Genomic DNA, 16,878 nt, shown 5'->3' on the forward strand with positions numbered 1-16,878 from the left:
ATTAGCGGATCAGGTTTACAGAGCCCTTCAGGTCGAAGACACGTCCATCCTGCATCACAATGTGACATACATACATATAAACACCCGAGGGCTGTGCTTTTCCTTTGTAGGTACCATCCCACAGCATCCGCGGATCAGTAGACTCGGCAACCTTGCCACCCCACTGGTTGAATACCATGAACCGCAGGCTTGCGATACCGGTGTTGCTGTTGGGGTAGATGCGGAGCTGGTCGTTTTCAGCCGGACCGTTGGCGCTTGCACCCGGAGAGAAGGCAGTCGGGATATACCAGACACCAACCTGGGTGGTTGCAGTTACAGTACCGTTGGCGCTCGTTTCGCAGCTATTGGAACCGATGGCGCGTACCAGGAGCGTTACCGTCTGTGCGGGCGTCAGGTTGTTCACGCGGTGCGTGAGTCCGAGGCTGCCGCTGGTCGGGGTCGACCAGGTACCACCGTTGTTGGTAGATACTTCGTAGGCTGTAGCACCCGCAACTGCGTTCCAGCGGAACAGGATCGAGTTTTGCGTGATCGAGTCGGCCGAAGCCACCGGTGTTGCCAGCGGTACGGAGAGGCGGACAACCACCTGCTTGCGCGGGTTGGTAACGCATCCGTTCTGCGTTGCTTCAACGAAGTAGCTCACGGTGCCCGGTGCCGAAGGAGCATTGAAGTTGGTACCGGTGCCGGCGAGTGTACCACCCGTGGCGGCAGAGTACCAGTTGTACGTAACGCCGGCGGCAGGGTTGGAAACCGTAAACGTCGCGGTAGAGCCCTGGCAGATACCGATCGTATCACGAACAAGGGTGAAGGCCGGGATCACCGTCTGGAACGTAGTTACCGTCTGGCGGGCGCTGGTGCAACCGTTGATGGTAGCTGCCACGTAGAAGGTCTGCGAACCGGCAACCGAAGGAGCCGTATAGGTGGTGCCGCTCGCAACCGGGGTACCACCTGTCGCAACAGCGTACCAGTTGTAGGTTACGCCGGTCACAGGCGAAGCGATGGTGAAGGTAGCCTGGTTGCCCTGGCATACCGGCACGTTGGCGTTAACCACCGTTACCGTCGGGATAGCCGAGATGATGGCGGTTACCCGATGGCGTGCGCTGACACAAGTGCCGTTGGTAGCTTCCACGTAGTAGTTGACCGTTCCGATGGTGTTCGGAGCCGAGAAGCTTGTTCCCGAACTCAGGAGCGTACCGCCCGTTGCAGCATCGTACCAGTTGTAGGTAATGCCAGTGACAGGGCCTTGTACGTTGAATACAACCGGGTTGCCGGCGCAGACACCTACTGTATCAGCTACTACATTAACAGCTGTGGTCGGAGCCACAGTGATCTGTTTTGTCGTATCGGCCACGCATCCATCAACCGTTACCGCCTTAAACGTCACGTTGTACGTGCCCGGGTTGGCAAAGGTGGTGGTCAGGTTCTGCGCGCTACCGGTGGCAGGCGGGGTTGTATTGATATTCCAGCTCCACGTGTTGATCGCTGTACCGTTTACCGTCGTGGCAGCGCCAGTGAACGTTACGGGGTTGTTGGGGCACACCGTGAAGGATGCTGTTGTGAAGTCAACCTTCGGAGTAGCCACAACGTTCAGCGGATAAGTGGTTTCCAGTGTGCTGTTACAACCTTCGATCTCGGGGTGCGTGAATGAAATCGGCACGAGGAAGGTACCCGGGGTAGAAACCGTGTAGTTAGCCGTAACCGTATAGGTATAATACATCTGGCCGTTGATCAGCGTCGAGTCGGTCGGAACCGGGTTATTCTGGATAACGTCGGAGTTCGGACTCATCACCGGTACGGCACTGAACTGCCACTTGATCGAGACGGGCTTCAGCGGCACCTGGATGCGGAATTGGAAAGGAGAGCCTACACAGGTGAATGAGCTCGGGGTAGTGCTTGTGCTGAGCGTATTGCTGATAGCCGGGATACCGTTGAGGTTTTTCACCAGGGTACCCACGTTGTAGCCATAGCTTTCCACTGATCCAAGACCATAAACAATACCGGTAAAGGCGGAGTCGCTCTGCACCACGTTCTGGCCATTGCCTGCGCCCCAGCGCTTCACAACCACCGAATAGCCCGGCATGTTGGGGTGCGGGTAGGTGTAGTCGAAAGCACCGGCGCTGTGGAGCTGGCCATCGAGCTTCAGCGTGGGGAGACCACCCGTCGGGATAACGATGGTGAGGTAGTTCTCGTCGATCGCCGACAGGTTGTTCCGGTAGAAGCCGGCGTATTTAACCGCCTGCTGAACCGGGCTCAGGTAGAACATTTCGGGGTCACCATCGCCGGAGGTATTTCCGCAAAGGCCGGAGGATGCCATGTACTGGGCCACCATAATCGGCTTGTTGGCCGTGATTACATCAGCGGTGTTGCTTTCAATCTGATAATAACGGGCAGTACCGTTTATCAGCACAGGCGAGGTCAGGAGCGTGTTGTTGACAAACACCTGGGTCGCCGGGTCTTTAACCATAACACGATAAATGTTGGTCATCAGGCTGGACGCTGCCGTACCGTTAGAGGTAGGCGCGGTGAGGTAGCGGGTGCCCCAGGCCTGGTACGGGAATACCTGCTGGATGATCACATCACCACTACCACCGGCTCCATTGCCGCAGCTGATGCCGGTACGGGTCGATCCGGCGAATACCGCCATCGGCCAGCACTTGCCGTCGGAGTTGGGCACCGAGCGCACGGTAGAACCGGTCAGGTCATAGCCAACCGTGCCACTGATCATCGCGCCAAGCACCTGGTAAACGTCACCGGCGTTCAGTACCACTTCAAAAGGTACACCTGCCGGGCGGCCACCGAGGGTGGGCTTCGACGGCGTGATCTGCACCTTCGTGTTGTCGCGGTCGGCGATCACAAAGAAAGAGCTGTAAGCGTCAGAAGAGGTATAATCCTGCTGGGAGTTGAGTGTATAATATTCGAAGCCGTAGGTGCCTACCGGGAGCAGCATCGTAGCGCCCGAGTTGGTGGACGAGTAAATGTGCGCATAGGCAGTAATCGGAACGTCGGCTTCGATGCTGATGCCTTTGCCGTACAGGCCTTCCTGCAGGAGACGGGCATCGATAAGACCCGATTTGGGAATGATCTCGGTGCTGATCGCGGTATTGGCCGGGATGGCATAAGTGCGCACCCAGGTCGTGCCCTTGATCTTCACGGTAACATTGGCTGCCTGGTTGTCGGTAGACAGGTAAAGCACCATGTTCTGCGAGTTCGAAGAAGCGAAGAAGTCATAGCTGCGCTGGTAGGCAACCCAGAAGCGCTTGCCGCGGTTCGACGAGTCAATCTGCGGCGCATAGTTAGCGGGCGGCGGCATGATCACCTGACCGTTGGTAAGACCGGTAAATCGGTCCATAAAGTTCAGGCTGTCGCGCTGCATGTAGTTCAGCACCGGGTTGACCGTGCTGCGAAGCTCCGTGATCCAGGTGTTGGCGGCATTCGTACGGCCAAGACGGATAGAGTCTTCGCTACCGATGAAGCCTTGCCAGGGATCGATGTAGAACTGCTGCAGCTTATAATTAGCAGGCTGGCTGCCGGTGATTTCAACCTGGTTGTAGAAATACATGCTGCGGTTGGTCACCTGGTCAATGCCGGCAGGAAGTACACCGGAGTAGCGACGGAGGGTGGCCGTGGTCGGAACCGTGGTACCCGGAGCGTAGGTCACCTTGGCAACCGTGTCCGTACCAAACATGAACGTCTGGGTGGAACCGGCAGCCGGTGTAGCCGGGATGGCAGTGAGCGCCGGGGGTGCTACCGTCGGCAGGAACTCATAGGCGCCGAGGTCGGGAACGCCCTCGCGGAGGGTGGTGGGGCGGAAGGATCCGGCGAAATCGAAGTTGTTGCCGGCGATCTGCGTACCACGGCCGTGCATTGCCCACACATCCGCTGCGGTCAGGTTGGGGTGCAGGTCGGTGTTCGATACAAATCCAGGCTTGTACACGATCGAGTTGAGATCCCAATAAGCCGCGGTAACCCAGGCGTCGAGCGTAGCGTAGTTGATCGTACCCTGGCGTACCAGCACGGTACCGGCAGTGTACAGCATATTGTAGTCGCTGTAGATGCCGTTGGTGTTGGTGATCTCCAGCGCACGGCCTACACCCTGGTGTGCAAACACGTTGTTGCGGATGTCAACCGGAGCGGCGGAGTTAGCGAAGTATGCAGCGTCGCTCGACGTACCGGTGGCGGAGAAGTTGTTCACCGTGTTGTTCCAGTAGCGGTTGTTGCCGCCGCTTGTGCTGTACAGACCATAGGAAGTAGCGTTGGTGGTAGCGACGCTGATTACGTTGTTGATCGTGAAGTTGTTGTTCGACGTGCTCTGGTACATACCGTAAACACCACCGGTCATGCCGTTGTTCATCGAAATGGTATTCGACATTACGCGGGCACTGTCGACGAAGTTCGCGTCGCAACCTGTGAGATAAAGACCATAGGCCGTACCGGTGGAACCGGAGACGTCGATCTTATTGTAAGCTACCTGATATACCGAGTCAACATTCGACAGGTAAATGCCGTAGCTGGTAGCAGCCATGGGCGCTACACGGCTAACCGTGTTGGCGGTAACGCGGGTGCTCCACATGTTGGCTGCGTAGATACCGTAAGAATACGAGTTGTTAACCGTGTTGCTGTCTACGCGGTTGTTGCGCGTCGTGGTGGTGCTGTTACCCTGGAAGTAGATGCCATAGGTACCGTTGGTAATCGTGTTCTTCTTGATCAGGTTATTACCGCCGCGCAGGTTGGCGGCGTAGATACCGACCACGGTTGTGCCGGTGCTTGTAGTTACCTGGGGATTGATCACCAGGTTGTACAGGCTGTCATTGGCAGCAGAATTCGCCATTTCGATCACGCGGCCATTGGTGGAACTCGTGTTCGTAATGGTCATGTTCATCCAGGTAACGTAGCTGGCGCTGTCGAGCTGGAGGGTGTAGTTGCGGGTGGCGGTGCCGGCAAATGTTACAATAACAGAAGCAGGATCGCCCGTTTGTGCGCGGAAGGTCACCTGAACATTGGGGCCGGTACCGGCAACGGCGTGCATACGCAGCTGCTCGTTGTACGTACCCGGCTTCACCATAAAGGTTACGGGGCCGGTCACACCGCACTCAAGGGCGGCGATAGCGGTGCTCAGGTTCGGGTAGTCGCTCGGGGCGGCACCTACTGTATACACACCATTAAGGAGTGCGGGGTTCAGCGTCACCAGCTGGGCAGCCGAGAAGGAGGTCTGGCCGGAGCAGGTGAGCGCAGCGCGGTAGTAAAGCGTAGTGGTAGCGAATACCGTGGTATCCGGGAACATCATCGGGTCTCCGAGGTTGGTCCAGGTAGCGCCGGAGCCGTTGGTCGGCGAGGTCTGCCACTGGTAGGTCTGGCCGGCGCCGGAAGAATGACCGGTGAGGGTCAGCTGCAGGGGGGTACCCATACAGATTCCGGTATTCGGGGTCACTACGGCCGTGCCGGGGGTCGGGGGCGCCGTACAGGGCGGGATCGCGAATTCGAAGGCGCCGATATCCGGCGTTGTAGCGCTGCGGCCCTGGTTGTTGATGTCAACCAACACACCCACGGGAGCGCCCTGGTTGTCAAGGGGCGGCATGCGCGGCGTGAAGTCGGCCGGCGTAGCGTTGGGAGCGGTATACAGCGGGTCAAGGCTGAACGAGTTCAGGTCGAGGCCGGTAGCAGCTCTCCAGTTTGCCAGTGTAACCTGGGCGGAGCCATTATAACCAACGGCAGCTTCACCACCGCTGGCACCTTTGTTTACATAGATGTCGTTGTTGTTGGATACGAAGTCGGTGGGCACTTCAGTTACATAGATACCATAACGGGTGCCGTTGCCGGTGCGCGTAATCGTAATCATGTTGTTGCGGAATACCACGCCGCCGGGATTACCGGTCTGGTTGTAGCCGCGGGTCCAGTCAGCAGAAGAGTAGGTGCTGCCCTGGTTATCGAGCGAAATCGTGTTGTGAACGATACGGATATTATCGGAGCCCGTATTGTAGATACCGTAGATGTCGCTGTTGCTGTTAATATTATAGATAGCGTTGTTGCTCACGTAGGTCTCCGATCCAACCGGCGAGTCGAAGCCGGAGAGATACATACCGTAAGCCGCACTGCCGCTCGTAGTGAGCGCGTCGGAGTTATTGTGGATGCGGTTGCGCGTGATCTTCGAAGCTTTCGTGGGATTCAGTGCATAAACACCGTAGAACGTAGTCAGCGTAGTGTTGCTGGGGCGCGAAATGTCGTTGGCCTCGATCGTCATGTTCTCCGAGTAACTGACATAGATACCATACAGGTAGAAGTTCCGGAACGTGTTGCGCGAAGCAACGTTGTAAGTAACCGGGGTACCGGAACCACCGACCATGGTCATACCATAGTAACCACCGTTGATCGTACAGCTGTCCACTACGTTGGCGTCGCAATTGGTGGCGCCCGTGGTAGTGGCGGAACTGGCGGATGCGTTCATAGCGATTCCGGTGAAGTTCGTAGAGCTGTTATTGGTAGCAACGTTTATCGTACAGTTAAAGACACGGTTCGAGTCGGATCCGTTGATGAACTGAACACCGTAACCGTATTCCGTGGTTGCAGTACCCTGGGCGGTGATGATCAGGTTGTTGAATATTACGTGATCGGCACCGTTGAATTTCAGCGTCGCGCGCTCGTTGGTATTGGTCGACAGGTAGGTCAGCGTCTTGCCGTTACCATTAAAGGTAACCGTGTTGACTGCCGAAGTACCCGGGATCGAATCCAGGATGAGCTGCTCGTTGAAGGTTGTGGATGCAGCGGTCACATTAAACACGACCGGACCGGCGATACCGCAAGCCATCGCTGCCTTGGCGGCTGCGAAGGTGGGATAGGTACCACCCGCGCCAAGCGTATAGGTGCCACCGGGCAGGCGCAGGTTCACGTTCAGCTGCATCGGGGTCGAGTAGCTGGTGATGCCCGAGCAGGTAACGGCCACACGGTAGAACAGGGAAGCAGCCGCGGTGATTGTCGTATCAGGCGTCGACAGCACGTTTCCGATATTGGTGTACGTACCGCCCAGGGTGGTAGATGATTGCCACTGGTAGGTCTGCGTAAGACCCGTAGACGCACCGGCAGCGGTGAGCTGTACCGGGAAGCCCTCGCAAACAGATGCGGGGGTGATTACCGTAGTACCCGGAACCGGCGGGGCCGTACAAGCAGCCGGCTCAAATTCCCAGGCACCCATATCGGGGGTCAGCGGGTTGCGGGGAGTACCGACGATATCGTCGGTGTAGCCCAGCGGTTCGCCCAGGTTATTAACCGAGGGACTGGTAGGCTTGAAATTGCCATTGGTCGGATCGGTAAACACCGGGTTCGCCACGATCGAGCCGGCATCCTGCAGGCTGGCAGCCTGCCAGTTGGCAAGGGTTTGCTGGTTGGCATTCAGGAAACCTACGTAGTTGGCGCCACCGGGAGCATTAATATAAAAGTCGTTGTGGTCAGACACGATCGAGCTGGTCGGCGTGTTCATGTAAATGGCGTGCTTCGTGGAGCTGCCGTTCCGGGTGATCGCCACAATGTTATTCTTGAACTCGATACCTGCGGCAATCGTGGTCTGGTAGAATGCGCGCGCAAGGTTGGTAGCCGAAGAGGTGGCGGGGCTTCCATCAAGCACGATCGTATTGTGGTGGTACCAGATATTATCCGAACCCGCATTGTAGAAGCCGTAAACGTTACCGCTGCCGGTGAGGTTCCAGATCAGGTTGTTGTACACCTTGTTTTCCAGGCCACCGAGGGCATCCGTGCTGGTGAAATAAACACCGTAGAAGGTGTTGGTGCTCGCAGCGGCCGCGCCGAAGGGATTGGTGAAGGTGTTGCGCGAAATCATCACCTGCGTGCTCAGCGCCGTGCCATAAACCCCGTAGAAATCGGAGATGTTCGCGGAAAGACGGTTCGGACGGCTGAAGGTGTTGGAATCAATAACGGTATTGAAGTTACCCGTCAGGTAGATACCATAAAGGTAGAAGTCTTTGATATTGTTCCGGATCACTGAGTTCTGGCGAACGGCTTCGGTAGACGAGCCCACCAGGGTAATGCCGTAGTAGCCACCATTAATGGTGTTGTTGGAGAAAACGTTGCCGTCGCTGAGCGTCGAACCCGTGGTGGTCGGGCCCGAAGCGGAGGCGCTCATGATGATACCACCGTATTGGGTGGAGTTGCTCGTGATATTTACGTTGATCGTACAGTTATTAACGGTGTTGGAGTCAGCGTCGTTGAGCAGCTGCACACCATAACCATAGTTGGTGGTGGTAGTGCCGCCTACGTTGATCACGAAGTTGTTGAACGTAATGTGGTCGGCGCCATTAAGCTTAATGACCGCGCGCTCATTGCTGTTCGAGGAAGTGAAGTTGATGGAAGCGCCGTTGCCATTCCAGGTAACCGTATTTACTGCGGATGCACCCGGAACCGGGTTCATGATCAGTTGCTCGTTGAGGGGACCATAACCGGGATCCACGTTGAATACAACCGGGCAGCTGATACCGCACTTAATATAGTTATAGGCGTCGTTGAGGGTGGCGAAGTTGGCACCCAAAGCAGTGTTGCCGATACGGAAGGTACCGCAGACGAGCGTCGGCGACTGAACCTGCACCGGTGTCGACTCGGCGGAGTTGCCCGAGCAGGTGATCACACGGCGGTAGAACGTTGTTACCGATTGGGTAGTGGTAAGTACCGGGCTGGTAGCGCCGGCGATGTTGGTCCAGGGACCGGAAGCGGCCGGAGCCGATTGCCACTGGTAGGTGAGGCCGGAGGCAACGGTGGAGCCGGTTACCGAGAGGGTAAAGGACTCGCCGAGGCAAACCGCGGCGGGCGTGGCCACCGTGGTGCCCGGAGTGGGCGTACCGCTACATGCGGTAGCGGGCGTATATACAAATACGATGTTGGGACGGGCGTTGGGGTCGTCGCTGAAGCCGGGAGGCGTTACGCTGGCGGTGCCGCAAAGGTTGCCTTCGGCATCGGCGCGGTACAGGTGCGACGCAACAAAAGGCAGCCCCGTTGTCCAGGCTACCTGTGTGTTGTTGGTCCAGGTGGTGCCGGTGATACCGGCCGGATCCCCGTTACAGGATTCCACCACGATGTTGTCGGTACCGTTCCAGAAAAACCCGGAAGGGGTAAAGGTGAATGTGTTGAGACCCATGGTCGGCGTATAACCCGGAACGCCTGTGGTCCACACCTGTGTTACCGGCTCCCACTGACCAGGGTTGAGCGTGTTGGCCGTAGTGGTACCGATCTTAAACGTAAGGTTTTCGATCGGTGCGTAGGACGCGGTGCTCGTGTTGAGACCTACTACATTGAATTTGATGGCCGAAATAAAGCCGGGAACCATACCTGCTGCCTGCAGCTCCGAGGCGCGGTAGAGGTACTGCGCACGCGAACCCTCGTAGAAGTCCTGGAGCGGGGTCGGATAGGTTGAAGAGGTGTTGGCAGCGGTACCAGTGCCGATCGTAATATCGACCTGGGCCTGCATCTCGGCTACGGAGCCGAGCAGTGCCAACATCATGAAAAGGCCTCTCGTGAGGAGAGCGGGTAAACGTTTTCTCATAACAATGTAAGGTATAGTCAACGAAAAAGTTTGGTCACAGTCGTAAGCCGCGGTGGGCCTTGCTTAAGGAGCAGATAGCGTTCAGGAATGAAAGCAGTCTAGCGATGTTTGGTGTCCGGCAGGTCAGTGTGTTGTCTGAAGGATCAGAAATTCCAAAAGACTGCGCAATCTAACGAATTTTCAGAAATCTTTAAGATTGCCGAAACGCATTATTAACATTCTAATGTCCGGTGTTGTATATCGGCAGCCTCTATAAGGATTACCACCTACCAGTACTTATGCCGGCATCAATTTCCACAGTAAAACTGCCCATTTCTGGGGATAATTTTTTCGCTTTTGCCCGAATGAATGGTAAAACACCGAGGGAGGTCGCACACCGGCTGCAGTGGTGGTACCGGTATAAAAAAGGGCGGCCCCCGGGTTTCGGGGGGCCGCGTGTTTTTGGATAGGTTAGCAACTGCTCCAAAGGGGAGCCGAATAAGTTTGAAGCCAGCGGCCGTTCTCTCGATCACATTCCGCCAAACTACTCGCGGCGCGCTCGCTTCGTAGATATATTATCGAAGGATTGTGCCATTTTTAAGGTATGGAAGCGGCTTCCACGATCTGTTCCCGCTATTTCCCGATTTGCGGGCCGGCATCCTCAAATCCACTGTGAGGCGGGAAAAGCCCCGAAATAAAAAAGCTCCCGGGTTGGGGAGCAAGTAGAATTACGGCTACAAAAAGCGCTTAATCGCAGAGGAGACCGTCCAGGGAAATCGCATCCAGGTAGGGATCAAGGTGGGCGGTATCACGGAAAGTAGCTACGCGAAGTACCACGTTGAAGTGGCAGTGGTGGGTCACCTCGATATAGTTTTCATCAAGCTGGTATAACCGCAGTTGGTGGAAGCCTTCACGGCGCTCAGCCAGCAGCACGCCCTGCTCCCAGATGGGCAGTATCGGTGCGGGTTCGTCGCTGAAATGGAAAGGGCTTTTCATAGCGGGCTCGTTTCTACAAATTTCCTATCCTTTTGAGCCAAAAAAAAATAAAATAGACCGGCAGCCACTATTGTCCGGCAGGCCCCCCTCCCCCTTCGCCAGCCCGGGCAGGCCGGTCTGTCCGGCAAAAAGACCAATTCATGCTTTGACTGTCCCAACCCCTCGTTTTAAGCCGATCCATTCCACAGAAACACAATACCTTGTATGCCTGATGAGCTTCCGGTTGCGCATACCCCAGTACTCAGGGAAAGACGGCACGATACTGCTCGCCAGCATGCTGCCCCTAACGGTCTTGCTGAACATCTTCCTGTTCGGCGGCCGCTATTTTGCCGGGGCGGCCCCCTTCCTCTCCGCTACGGCAGCCACCTTCCTCGTGCTCGGATTCGCCTACCTCTATTATACCTACGTAGCGCTGCTGCTGGCCCGCCGCTTTCCGGGCGCGGAACGTTCCAACCGCCGCCTGCTGCTGGCGCTGGCGCTCTTCCTGCTGTCCGACTACGTTCTGCTCGCAGGGATGCTCCGCGCCTACGACGCCCTCTCCTTTCTTGGCTATCGCTACCTGGAGAGCGACCTGCTGGTCATCGTTTGCCTTTGCGCGATCCTTACCATCTTCCTGACCTTTCTCAATGAAGGCATCGCGCGCTTTGCCCATTACAAGCGCACCCTGCGCGAAACCGAGCAGCTGCGTCATGCTTACCTGCAGAGTCAGCTCATGAGCCTCAAGAGCCAGGTAAACCCGCACTTTCTCTTCAACAGCCTCAATACGCTCTCCAGCCTGATCCCCGAAAACCCCGATTCGGCCGAGGCCTTTCTTGATGAGCTGAGTAAGGTTTACCGCTACCTGCTCCGCAACAACGAAGACTACCTGGTGCCGTTGCGCCAGGAGCTTGCGTTTCTCCGCTCCTATGCCTACCTGCTCCGCGAGCGTCATGGCAGCGCCTTCCGCCTTGAAGTGGACGTGGATGCGGCTACCCAGGAGCTCCTCCTGCCGCCGCTCACCCTGCAGTTCGTATTCGAAGACATGCTCGAGCAAAACGCGCTGAGCCGCGAGCAGCCCCTGCAGGTACGCCTCGGGTCGATGGGCAAAACCCTGGTGATCCGCAACAACCGGCAGGAGCGCATTATGAGCGAACGCGCCCTGAGCGGCGACGCCAACCTGGAAAACATCCGCGAAAAGTTCCGCCTCCTCGTGGGCAAGGTGCTGCATATCGAAGACACGCCCGCCGAGCGGATCATCATCGTACCCCTGATCGCTAAACCCGAAGGAGCAGTCGTATGAGAAGACTGACCTGGATACGGCCCAACCGCACCGAATGGTGGTCTTTCCTGATCGCCATGCCCTTCATATCAATCCTGCTCAACAACCTCCTGTTTCGCGGACGGCTTTTCACCGACACGAGGGTCTGGATATATTCCGTACCCCTCCTTTACGCCACCGGCGCCCTCACCTGGTATGTAGAAATACTGGTAATGCACTGGCTACGCAGGCGCTATGCGCAGGTAAGCCAGACAACGCGTCGCCTGCTGCTGCTGTCGGCGGCCCATATCATCATCACGATTGCCACCTATTCGGCTGTCTTTTACGGTTATGACTTCTTCGGCTTCCTGGGCTACCGCCTTGTGCCGGCCAACTACTACTTTGCGCTCGTGCTCGGCCTCGCCCTTATGCTGATGTCGACCTCGCTGTGGGAGTCGGACCACTTCTTCGTACAGATGAAGCAGATCCTCGAAGAAAAAAAGCGGCTGCAGCAGCTCAACGTGCAGCAGGAATTCCAGACGCTCAAGAGCCAGGTGAACCCGCATTTTCTCTTTAACTGCTTCAACACCCTGTCGTCGCTCATCTCCGAAGACGAACGCCAGGCCGAGATCTTTCTCAACGAGCTGAGCAAAGTGTACCGCTACCTGCTGCGCAACAACCAGGACAGCCTCAGTACGGTGAGCACCGAGCTCAAGTTCATCGAATCCTATTTCCGCCTGCTCCAGACGCGCCACGGCAATACCGTACAATTACGGGTCGACGTTGACCGGAAGTACGAGCCCTACCTGATGCCTTCCCTCAGCCTCCAGCTGCTGGTGGAAAACGCGGTAAAGCACAATATCCACTCCCGCGCGCAGCCCCTGGTGATCGACATCTTCACCACCGCCGGCAACAAGCTCGTGGTGAGCAACAACCTGCAGCGACGCAACGTGCAGAAGTTCTCCAGCAAGATCGGGCTGCGTAACATCGAGCACAAGTATGCCCTCATCGGGCAGCAGGGCTTCCACATCCTTGAAGACAGCAAGAACTTTTGCGTGGTGCTGCCGCTGATCTGGAGCAAAAACCTCAAACCCACATTTATTTAAACACCTCACTAAAACGAAAGCTCATGAACATCCTGATTGTCGAAGACGAAGAACTCGCCATCAAGAAACTGAAAAAAACCCTGGCCGCCGTAGATGAAAATGCGGTGGTGGTGGGCGAATCAGACAGCATCAAGGGCACCGTGTCCTGGCTGGAGCAAAACCCCACGCCCGATCTTATCCTCATGGACATCGAGCTCGCCGACGGGCAAAGCTTCGAGATCTTCAACCAGGCCCGGGTAACGAGCCCCGTGATCTTCGTAACGTCGTACGACGAATACGCGCTGAAGGCATTCAAGGTAAACAGCATCGACTACCTGTTGAAGCCGGTGCAGAAAGAAGACCTTCAGCAGGCGCTGGAGAAATTTCACGCCATGCGCAATATGTATAAAGAAGAAGCGGCCCAGAGCACCAAGCTGACCGTGGAAGATATCGTGCGCGAACTCCAGCAAAAGCTGCAGACAAAGGAATACCGCAAGCGCTTCCTGGTGAAGCTCGGGCAAAAGCTCGTTTCGATCGAGGTGGACGAGATCGCTTATTTCTTCAGCGACGGCAGGCTCAACTTCTTCAAGACCTACGACAACCGCAAGTTTGTGGTAGACTATACGATGGACGAGCTCTGCGAGATGCTCCGTCCCGACTCCTTCTTCCGCATCAGCCGCTCCTTCCTGGTCAGCGTCAGCAGCGTGCACCAGATCCACGATTATTTCGGCAACCGCCTCCTGCTCGAACTCAAACCCGAGATCGACAAGGAAGCCGTGGTGTCGCGCGAGAAGGTATCGGAATTCAAGAACTGGTTAGGGAAATAAATCTGAAGATATCCGATGTCTGATTTGTTTGCAGATGTTCAGATCCCACGATTTAAAAAGGACCGCATGCGGTCCTTTTTTATTTCAACAAATATTCTGATCATCAAACAAATCAGAAATCGGAGATCGGAGATCGAAAAATCTACAGTCCTACCCGCAGCACTATGGACAGGTTGCTGTGATCGGTGGTCATTTCCAGCAGGCCGTTCATATTCTGCACACGTGCACCGATCGATTCGCGGTAGCGGTTTCCGAATTCGGGCACCTCCTCTTCGCAGGAGGTAATGATTTCGAGTAGCAGCATGTCTCCTTTCAGCTTCAGGTTGATGAACACCTGGTCGCAGATGACATGGGCCAGCAGGAATTGCAGCGATTCTTTATAGAAGAAGAACAGCTCATGGCGCAGCACCATCCGCAGGGCAAGCCGCTCCACTTTCCGGTCGACGATCAGGTCAATATCCATGGTATGGTTGCTCTTGATGCCGTCGGTAAACTCCCGGATGCGCATCAGTGTCTGGTGCATGCTGTCGTTGGCCGGGTCGATGCTCCAGAGCACATCGTCCATGGCTTCCATCATACCGCGGCTCTTGTGGCTGATCTGGTCGATAAAATCTTTCGACTGCTCGATGTCGGCGCCAGCACGGATCTTGGCGATCTCGCTCAGCACGTGGATGTCGCTCAAGGTCGTTTCCACTTCCTGGTGCAGGTTGCCCGCGATCTGGGTACGCACCTGTTGCAGCGAATGCAGGCGGCGCAGGCGTTCCTGGTCGATCAGGTAAAGGCCGAAGGCGCCGATCAGGATCATCAGTGCATAGAACCACCATGTTTGCCACAGCGGCGGCCGCACGGTGATCGGTATAGAAAAGGCCGCATCGCTGGTAAGGCCATCGGCATTCTCACTGCGCACCTGGAAGGTATAGTGGCCGGGCGGCAGGTAATTATACGACACGCGGAAGTCGTTCTCCATGTGCATCCAGCCCTTGTCCAGCTCCTCGAGACGATAGAAGTAGTGCAGCTTTTTCTGCGGCGTGAACGTCAGCCCGCTGAATTCGAAGGAGAGCGCGTTGCGGTCGTAGCGCAGCTCCAGCCGGCCCGAGCGGCGGAGCGAGTCCATATTGAGCGACACGCCCTGAAGCGTGATCGCCGTGATCTGCGGCGGCTGGGGCGGCGTTGTTTGCTGGAAGCGACGCGGGTCGAAATGCAGGATGTTGTGATCGGTGAAAAACAGGAGCTTGCCATTGGAAAGCAGCTCCACGCCGGTCTTTGCAAAGTTATCGTACACCATCCCGTCGCGGCGGTCGTAGAAAACCGCTGTACGCTTATTCAGGTTGAGGCGGCACAGCCCGTTTGCCAGCCCGACCCAGAAAATACCGCTGTAGTCCTTTTGGATGGAGATGGCATTGTCGGCCGGCAGACCGTCGGCCGAAGAAAAGAACGTGATCTTCCCGGTATGCGTATTCAGGATGTTGATGCAACCCGCTGTAATGAGCATGGTGCTGTCGTCGAGGTGCGACATGTCGGTCACCTGGTTATTGAACAGGCGGTAGCCTTCCGGACCCGTCGCCGTCCACGACTGCACCAGTTTGCCCGTATTGGCATTCAGCTGGTAAAGACCGCCTTCCCAGGTACCGATCCACATATAACCCAGCTTGTCGCGGTGGAGCTTCATGACCATACCCGCTTTCAACACTTCTTCATAGCCCTTCGAAGGATCGTTTTTGGCCTTGGCAATATCCCATTTAAGCACGCGCCCGTCCTGCAGGCCGAGCCAGATATTTCCAACGAGGTCGGAAACTACCTGCCGCACCGTGCGCTCGCGGAGCACAGTCGGGTTGAAAACGCGCGTCGCTTTCGTCCGCGGATCATACACCACGATGCGCCCGGGCTGCAGACCCATCCACACCTGCCCGGTGCCCTTGTTGACTGCGATATCCCAGTAGGAAGGGAAATTCAATGCCCTGAGACTCGGCGGAAGCGGCAGCGGGTTGAAATCCTTGTCATAATAAAAAAGGCCGCTGCCCCAGGTGCCGATAAAAAAGCTGCTGTCGGCCATCTGGCAGACGGTCTGCACCGGCGCCTCCGCCGGCTTTCCGCCGGGGCGCATCAGGTTGTAGGAGTTGAATAGCTGCCCGTCGGGATTGAAAAGGAAGATGCCGTTATCGGTGGCGAGCCACACGTTGCGCTCGCGGTCTTCATAGGCATGATAGAGCTGGTCGAAGCGGATGCTGCCGTCGTTGGCCGTCTCGCGCGATACCAGGATGAAGGGGTGGTTCCGGGTTGTCCATTCGGCCAGGATCGGGTTGCCGTGCACCCAGGTGCGGCCGGAGCGTTGTTCGAGAAAGCCGGTCGGCTCATGGTAGCCGATACCGAGCTCCTTTGTGAGGTTCCATAATTCTTTCCGGTCGTTGCGCTTGTCGATACGCACAAACGATGGCGTGCTTGTAGCTGCCCCCCAGGACCAGTAATAAACATACCGCGCGGAAACGTATACCTGGTATACGTTGGCTTCGGTTATAAAGGAGCTGATCCGCGCGTTGACCGGCATGTGTCCGCGCATTGCCAGCTGCTTCGTCGAGGGGTCGTAGCGTACAAGCCCCGTATCGCCGCAGATCCAGTAGCAACGCTCGGTGGCGTCCCACTGCACCTGGGCGGCGCCCCTGGCCCCGGCGGCCGAAAGTGGTAGCTCATTGGTAGCGCGAAAAGTGTTGGTGGCGGCGTCATAGCGGTACAGCGGGCCGAAGTCGTCTTTGAGGAACAGCGCTCCTCCTTCTCCCTCAAACAGGTATTTGCCAACGTAAGTGAAGGTTCGCTGCGCGGGCAGCACGCGGGCTTCGCGGTATTCAAAGCGACGCGTATCGAAGCGCGCCACCCGGTTGTTGGTAGCGAGCAGCCAGATATTTCCTTTCTGATCGGCCCACACGCTTTGTACCCGGTCGAGCGCCCCATCTGAAGCATCGTGCGGCATCGGCCTCACGGTCTGAAAGCGGTTGCCGTCGTAGCGCTGCAAACCGTTGTGGGTTGCCAGCCAGATAAAACCGTCGCTGTCCTGCGCGATATTGTTGATGAAGTTGGATGCCAATCCCTGCGCTGTGGTAAAATGCTGGAATGCATACTGTCGGGTTTGCTGCGCACGGGCAGGCAGCAGGAAGCCGATGAACAGGATCAGGGTCAGGAAGCGGCGCAAGGCAGTGTTGATTTTGGTATTTCAAAGTTACG

The 16,878-nt window shown here is 56.6% G+C and carries 6 protein-coding genes; 3 read left to right on the forward strand and 3 right to left on the reverse strand.

Going from position 1 to position 16,878, the window contains the following annotated elements:
* Position 1: 1 nt before the first annotated feature.
* Positions 2 to 9,538 (reverse strand): Ig-like domain-containing protein, encoded by a 9,537-nt coding sequence (locus tag EPD60_RS05945; protein WP_131447825.1) that lies wholly within the window; start codon positions 9,536 to 9,538, stop codon positions 2 to 4.
* 726 nt (positions 9,539 to 10,264) lie between these two features.
* A complete protein-coding gene (locus EPD60_RS05950) occupies positions 10,265 to 10,513 on the reverse strand; it encodes a hypothetical protein (RefSeq protein WP_131447827.1) in 249 nt (82 codons plus the stop codon).
* Positions 10,514 to 10,724: 211 nt separating this feature from the next.
* On the opposite strand from EPD60_RS05950, the gene EPD60_RS05955 reads away from it, so the two are divergent.
* The 3 genes from EPD60_RS05955 to EPD60_RS05965 are packed head-to-tail and all read left to right on the forward strand — an operon-like array spanning position 10,725 to position 13,662.
* A complete protein-coding gene (locus EPD60_RS05955) occupies positions 10,725 to 11,792 on the forward strand; it encodes a sensor histidine kinase (protein ID WP_165871428.1) in 1,068 nt (355 codons plus the stop codon).
* Complete coding sequence (locus EPD60_RS05960) at positions 11,789 to 12,856, forward strand: sensor histidine kinase (RefSeq protein ID WP_131447831.1); 1,068 nt, start codon at positions 11,789 to 11,791, stop codon at positions 12,854 to 12,856. Before EPD60_RS05955 ends, EPD60_RS05960 begins: the two co-directional genes overlap by 4 nt.
* A 23-nt stretch (positions 12,857 to 12,879) precedes the next feature.
* Complete coding sequence (locus tag EPD60_RS05965) at positions 12,880 to 13,662, forward strand: LytR/AlgR family response regulator transcription factor (RefSeq protein WP_131447833.1); 783 nt, start codon at positions 12,880 to 12,882, stop codon at positions 13,660 to 13,662.
* 142 nt (positions 13,663 to 13,804) lie between these two features.
* On the opposite strand, the gene EPD60_RS05970 is transcribed toward EPD60_RS05965, so the two are convergent.
* Positions 13,805 to 16,846: a ligand-binding sensor domain-containing protein gene (locus EPD60_RS05970; RefSeq protein ID WP_131447835.1), complete on the reverse strand. Its 3,042-nt coding sequence runs from the start codon at positions 16,844 to 16,846 to the stop codon at positions 13,805 to 13,807.
* Between the last annotated feature and the right edge of the window lie 32 nt (positions 16,847 to 16,878).

The organism is Flaviaestuariibacter flavus, assembly GCF_004337505.1.
Lineage (GTDB): Bacteria > Bacteroidota > Bacteroidia > Chitinophagales > Chitinophagaceae > Flavisolibacter > Flavisolibacter flavus.

What these genes read in the sequence shown, in the direction of transcription:
- EPD60_RS05945 (WP_131447825.1), bottom strand. Translation starts at nt 9,538, where the DNA reads ATGAGAAAACGTTTACCCGCTCTCCTCACGAGAGGCCTTTTCATGATG.
- EPD60_RS05950 (WP_131447827.1), bottom strand. Translation starts at nt 10,513, where the DNA reads ATGAAAAGCCCTTTCCATTTCAGCGACGAACCCGCACCGATACTGCCC.
- EPD60_RS05955 (WP_165871428.1), top strand. Translation starts at nt 10,725, where the DNA reads ATGAGCTTCCGGTTGCGCATACCCCAGTACTCAGGGAAAGACGGCACG.
- EPD60_RS05960 (WP_131447831.1), top strand. Translation starts at nt 11,789, where the DNA reads ATGAGAAGACTGACCTGGATACGGCCCAACCGCACCGAATGGTGGTCT.
- EPD60_RS05965 (WP_131447833.1), top strand. Translation starts at nt 12,880, where the DNA reads ATGAACATCCTGATTGTCGAAGACGAAGAACTCGCCATCAAGAAACTG.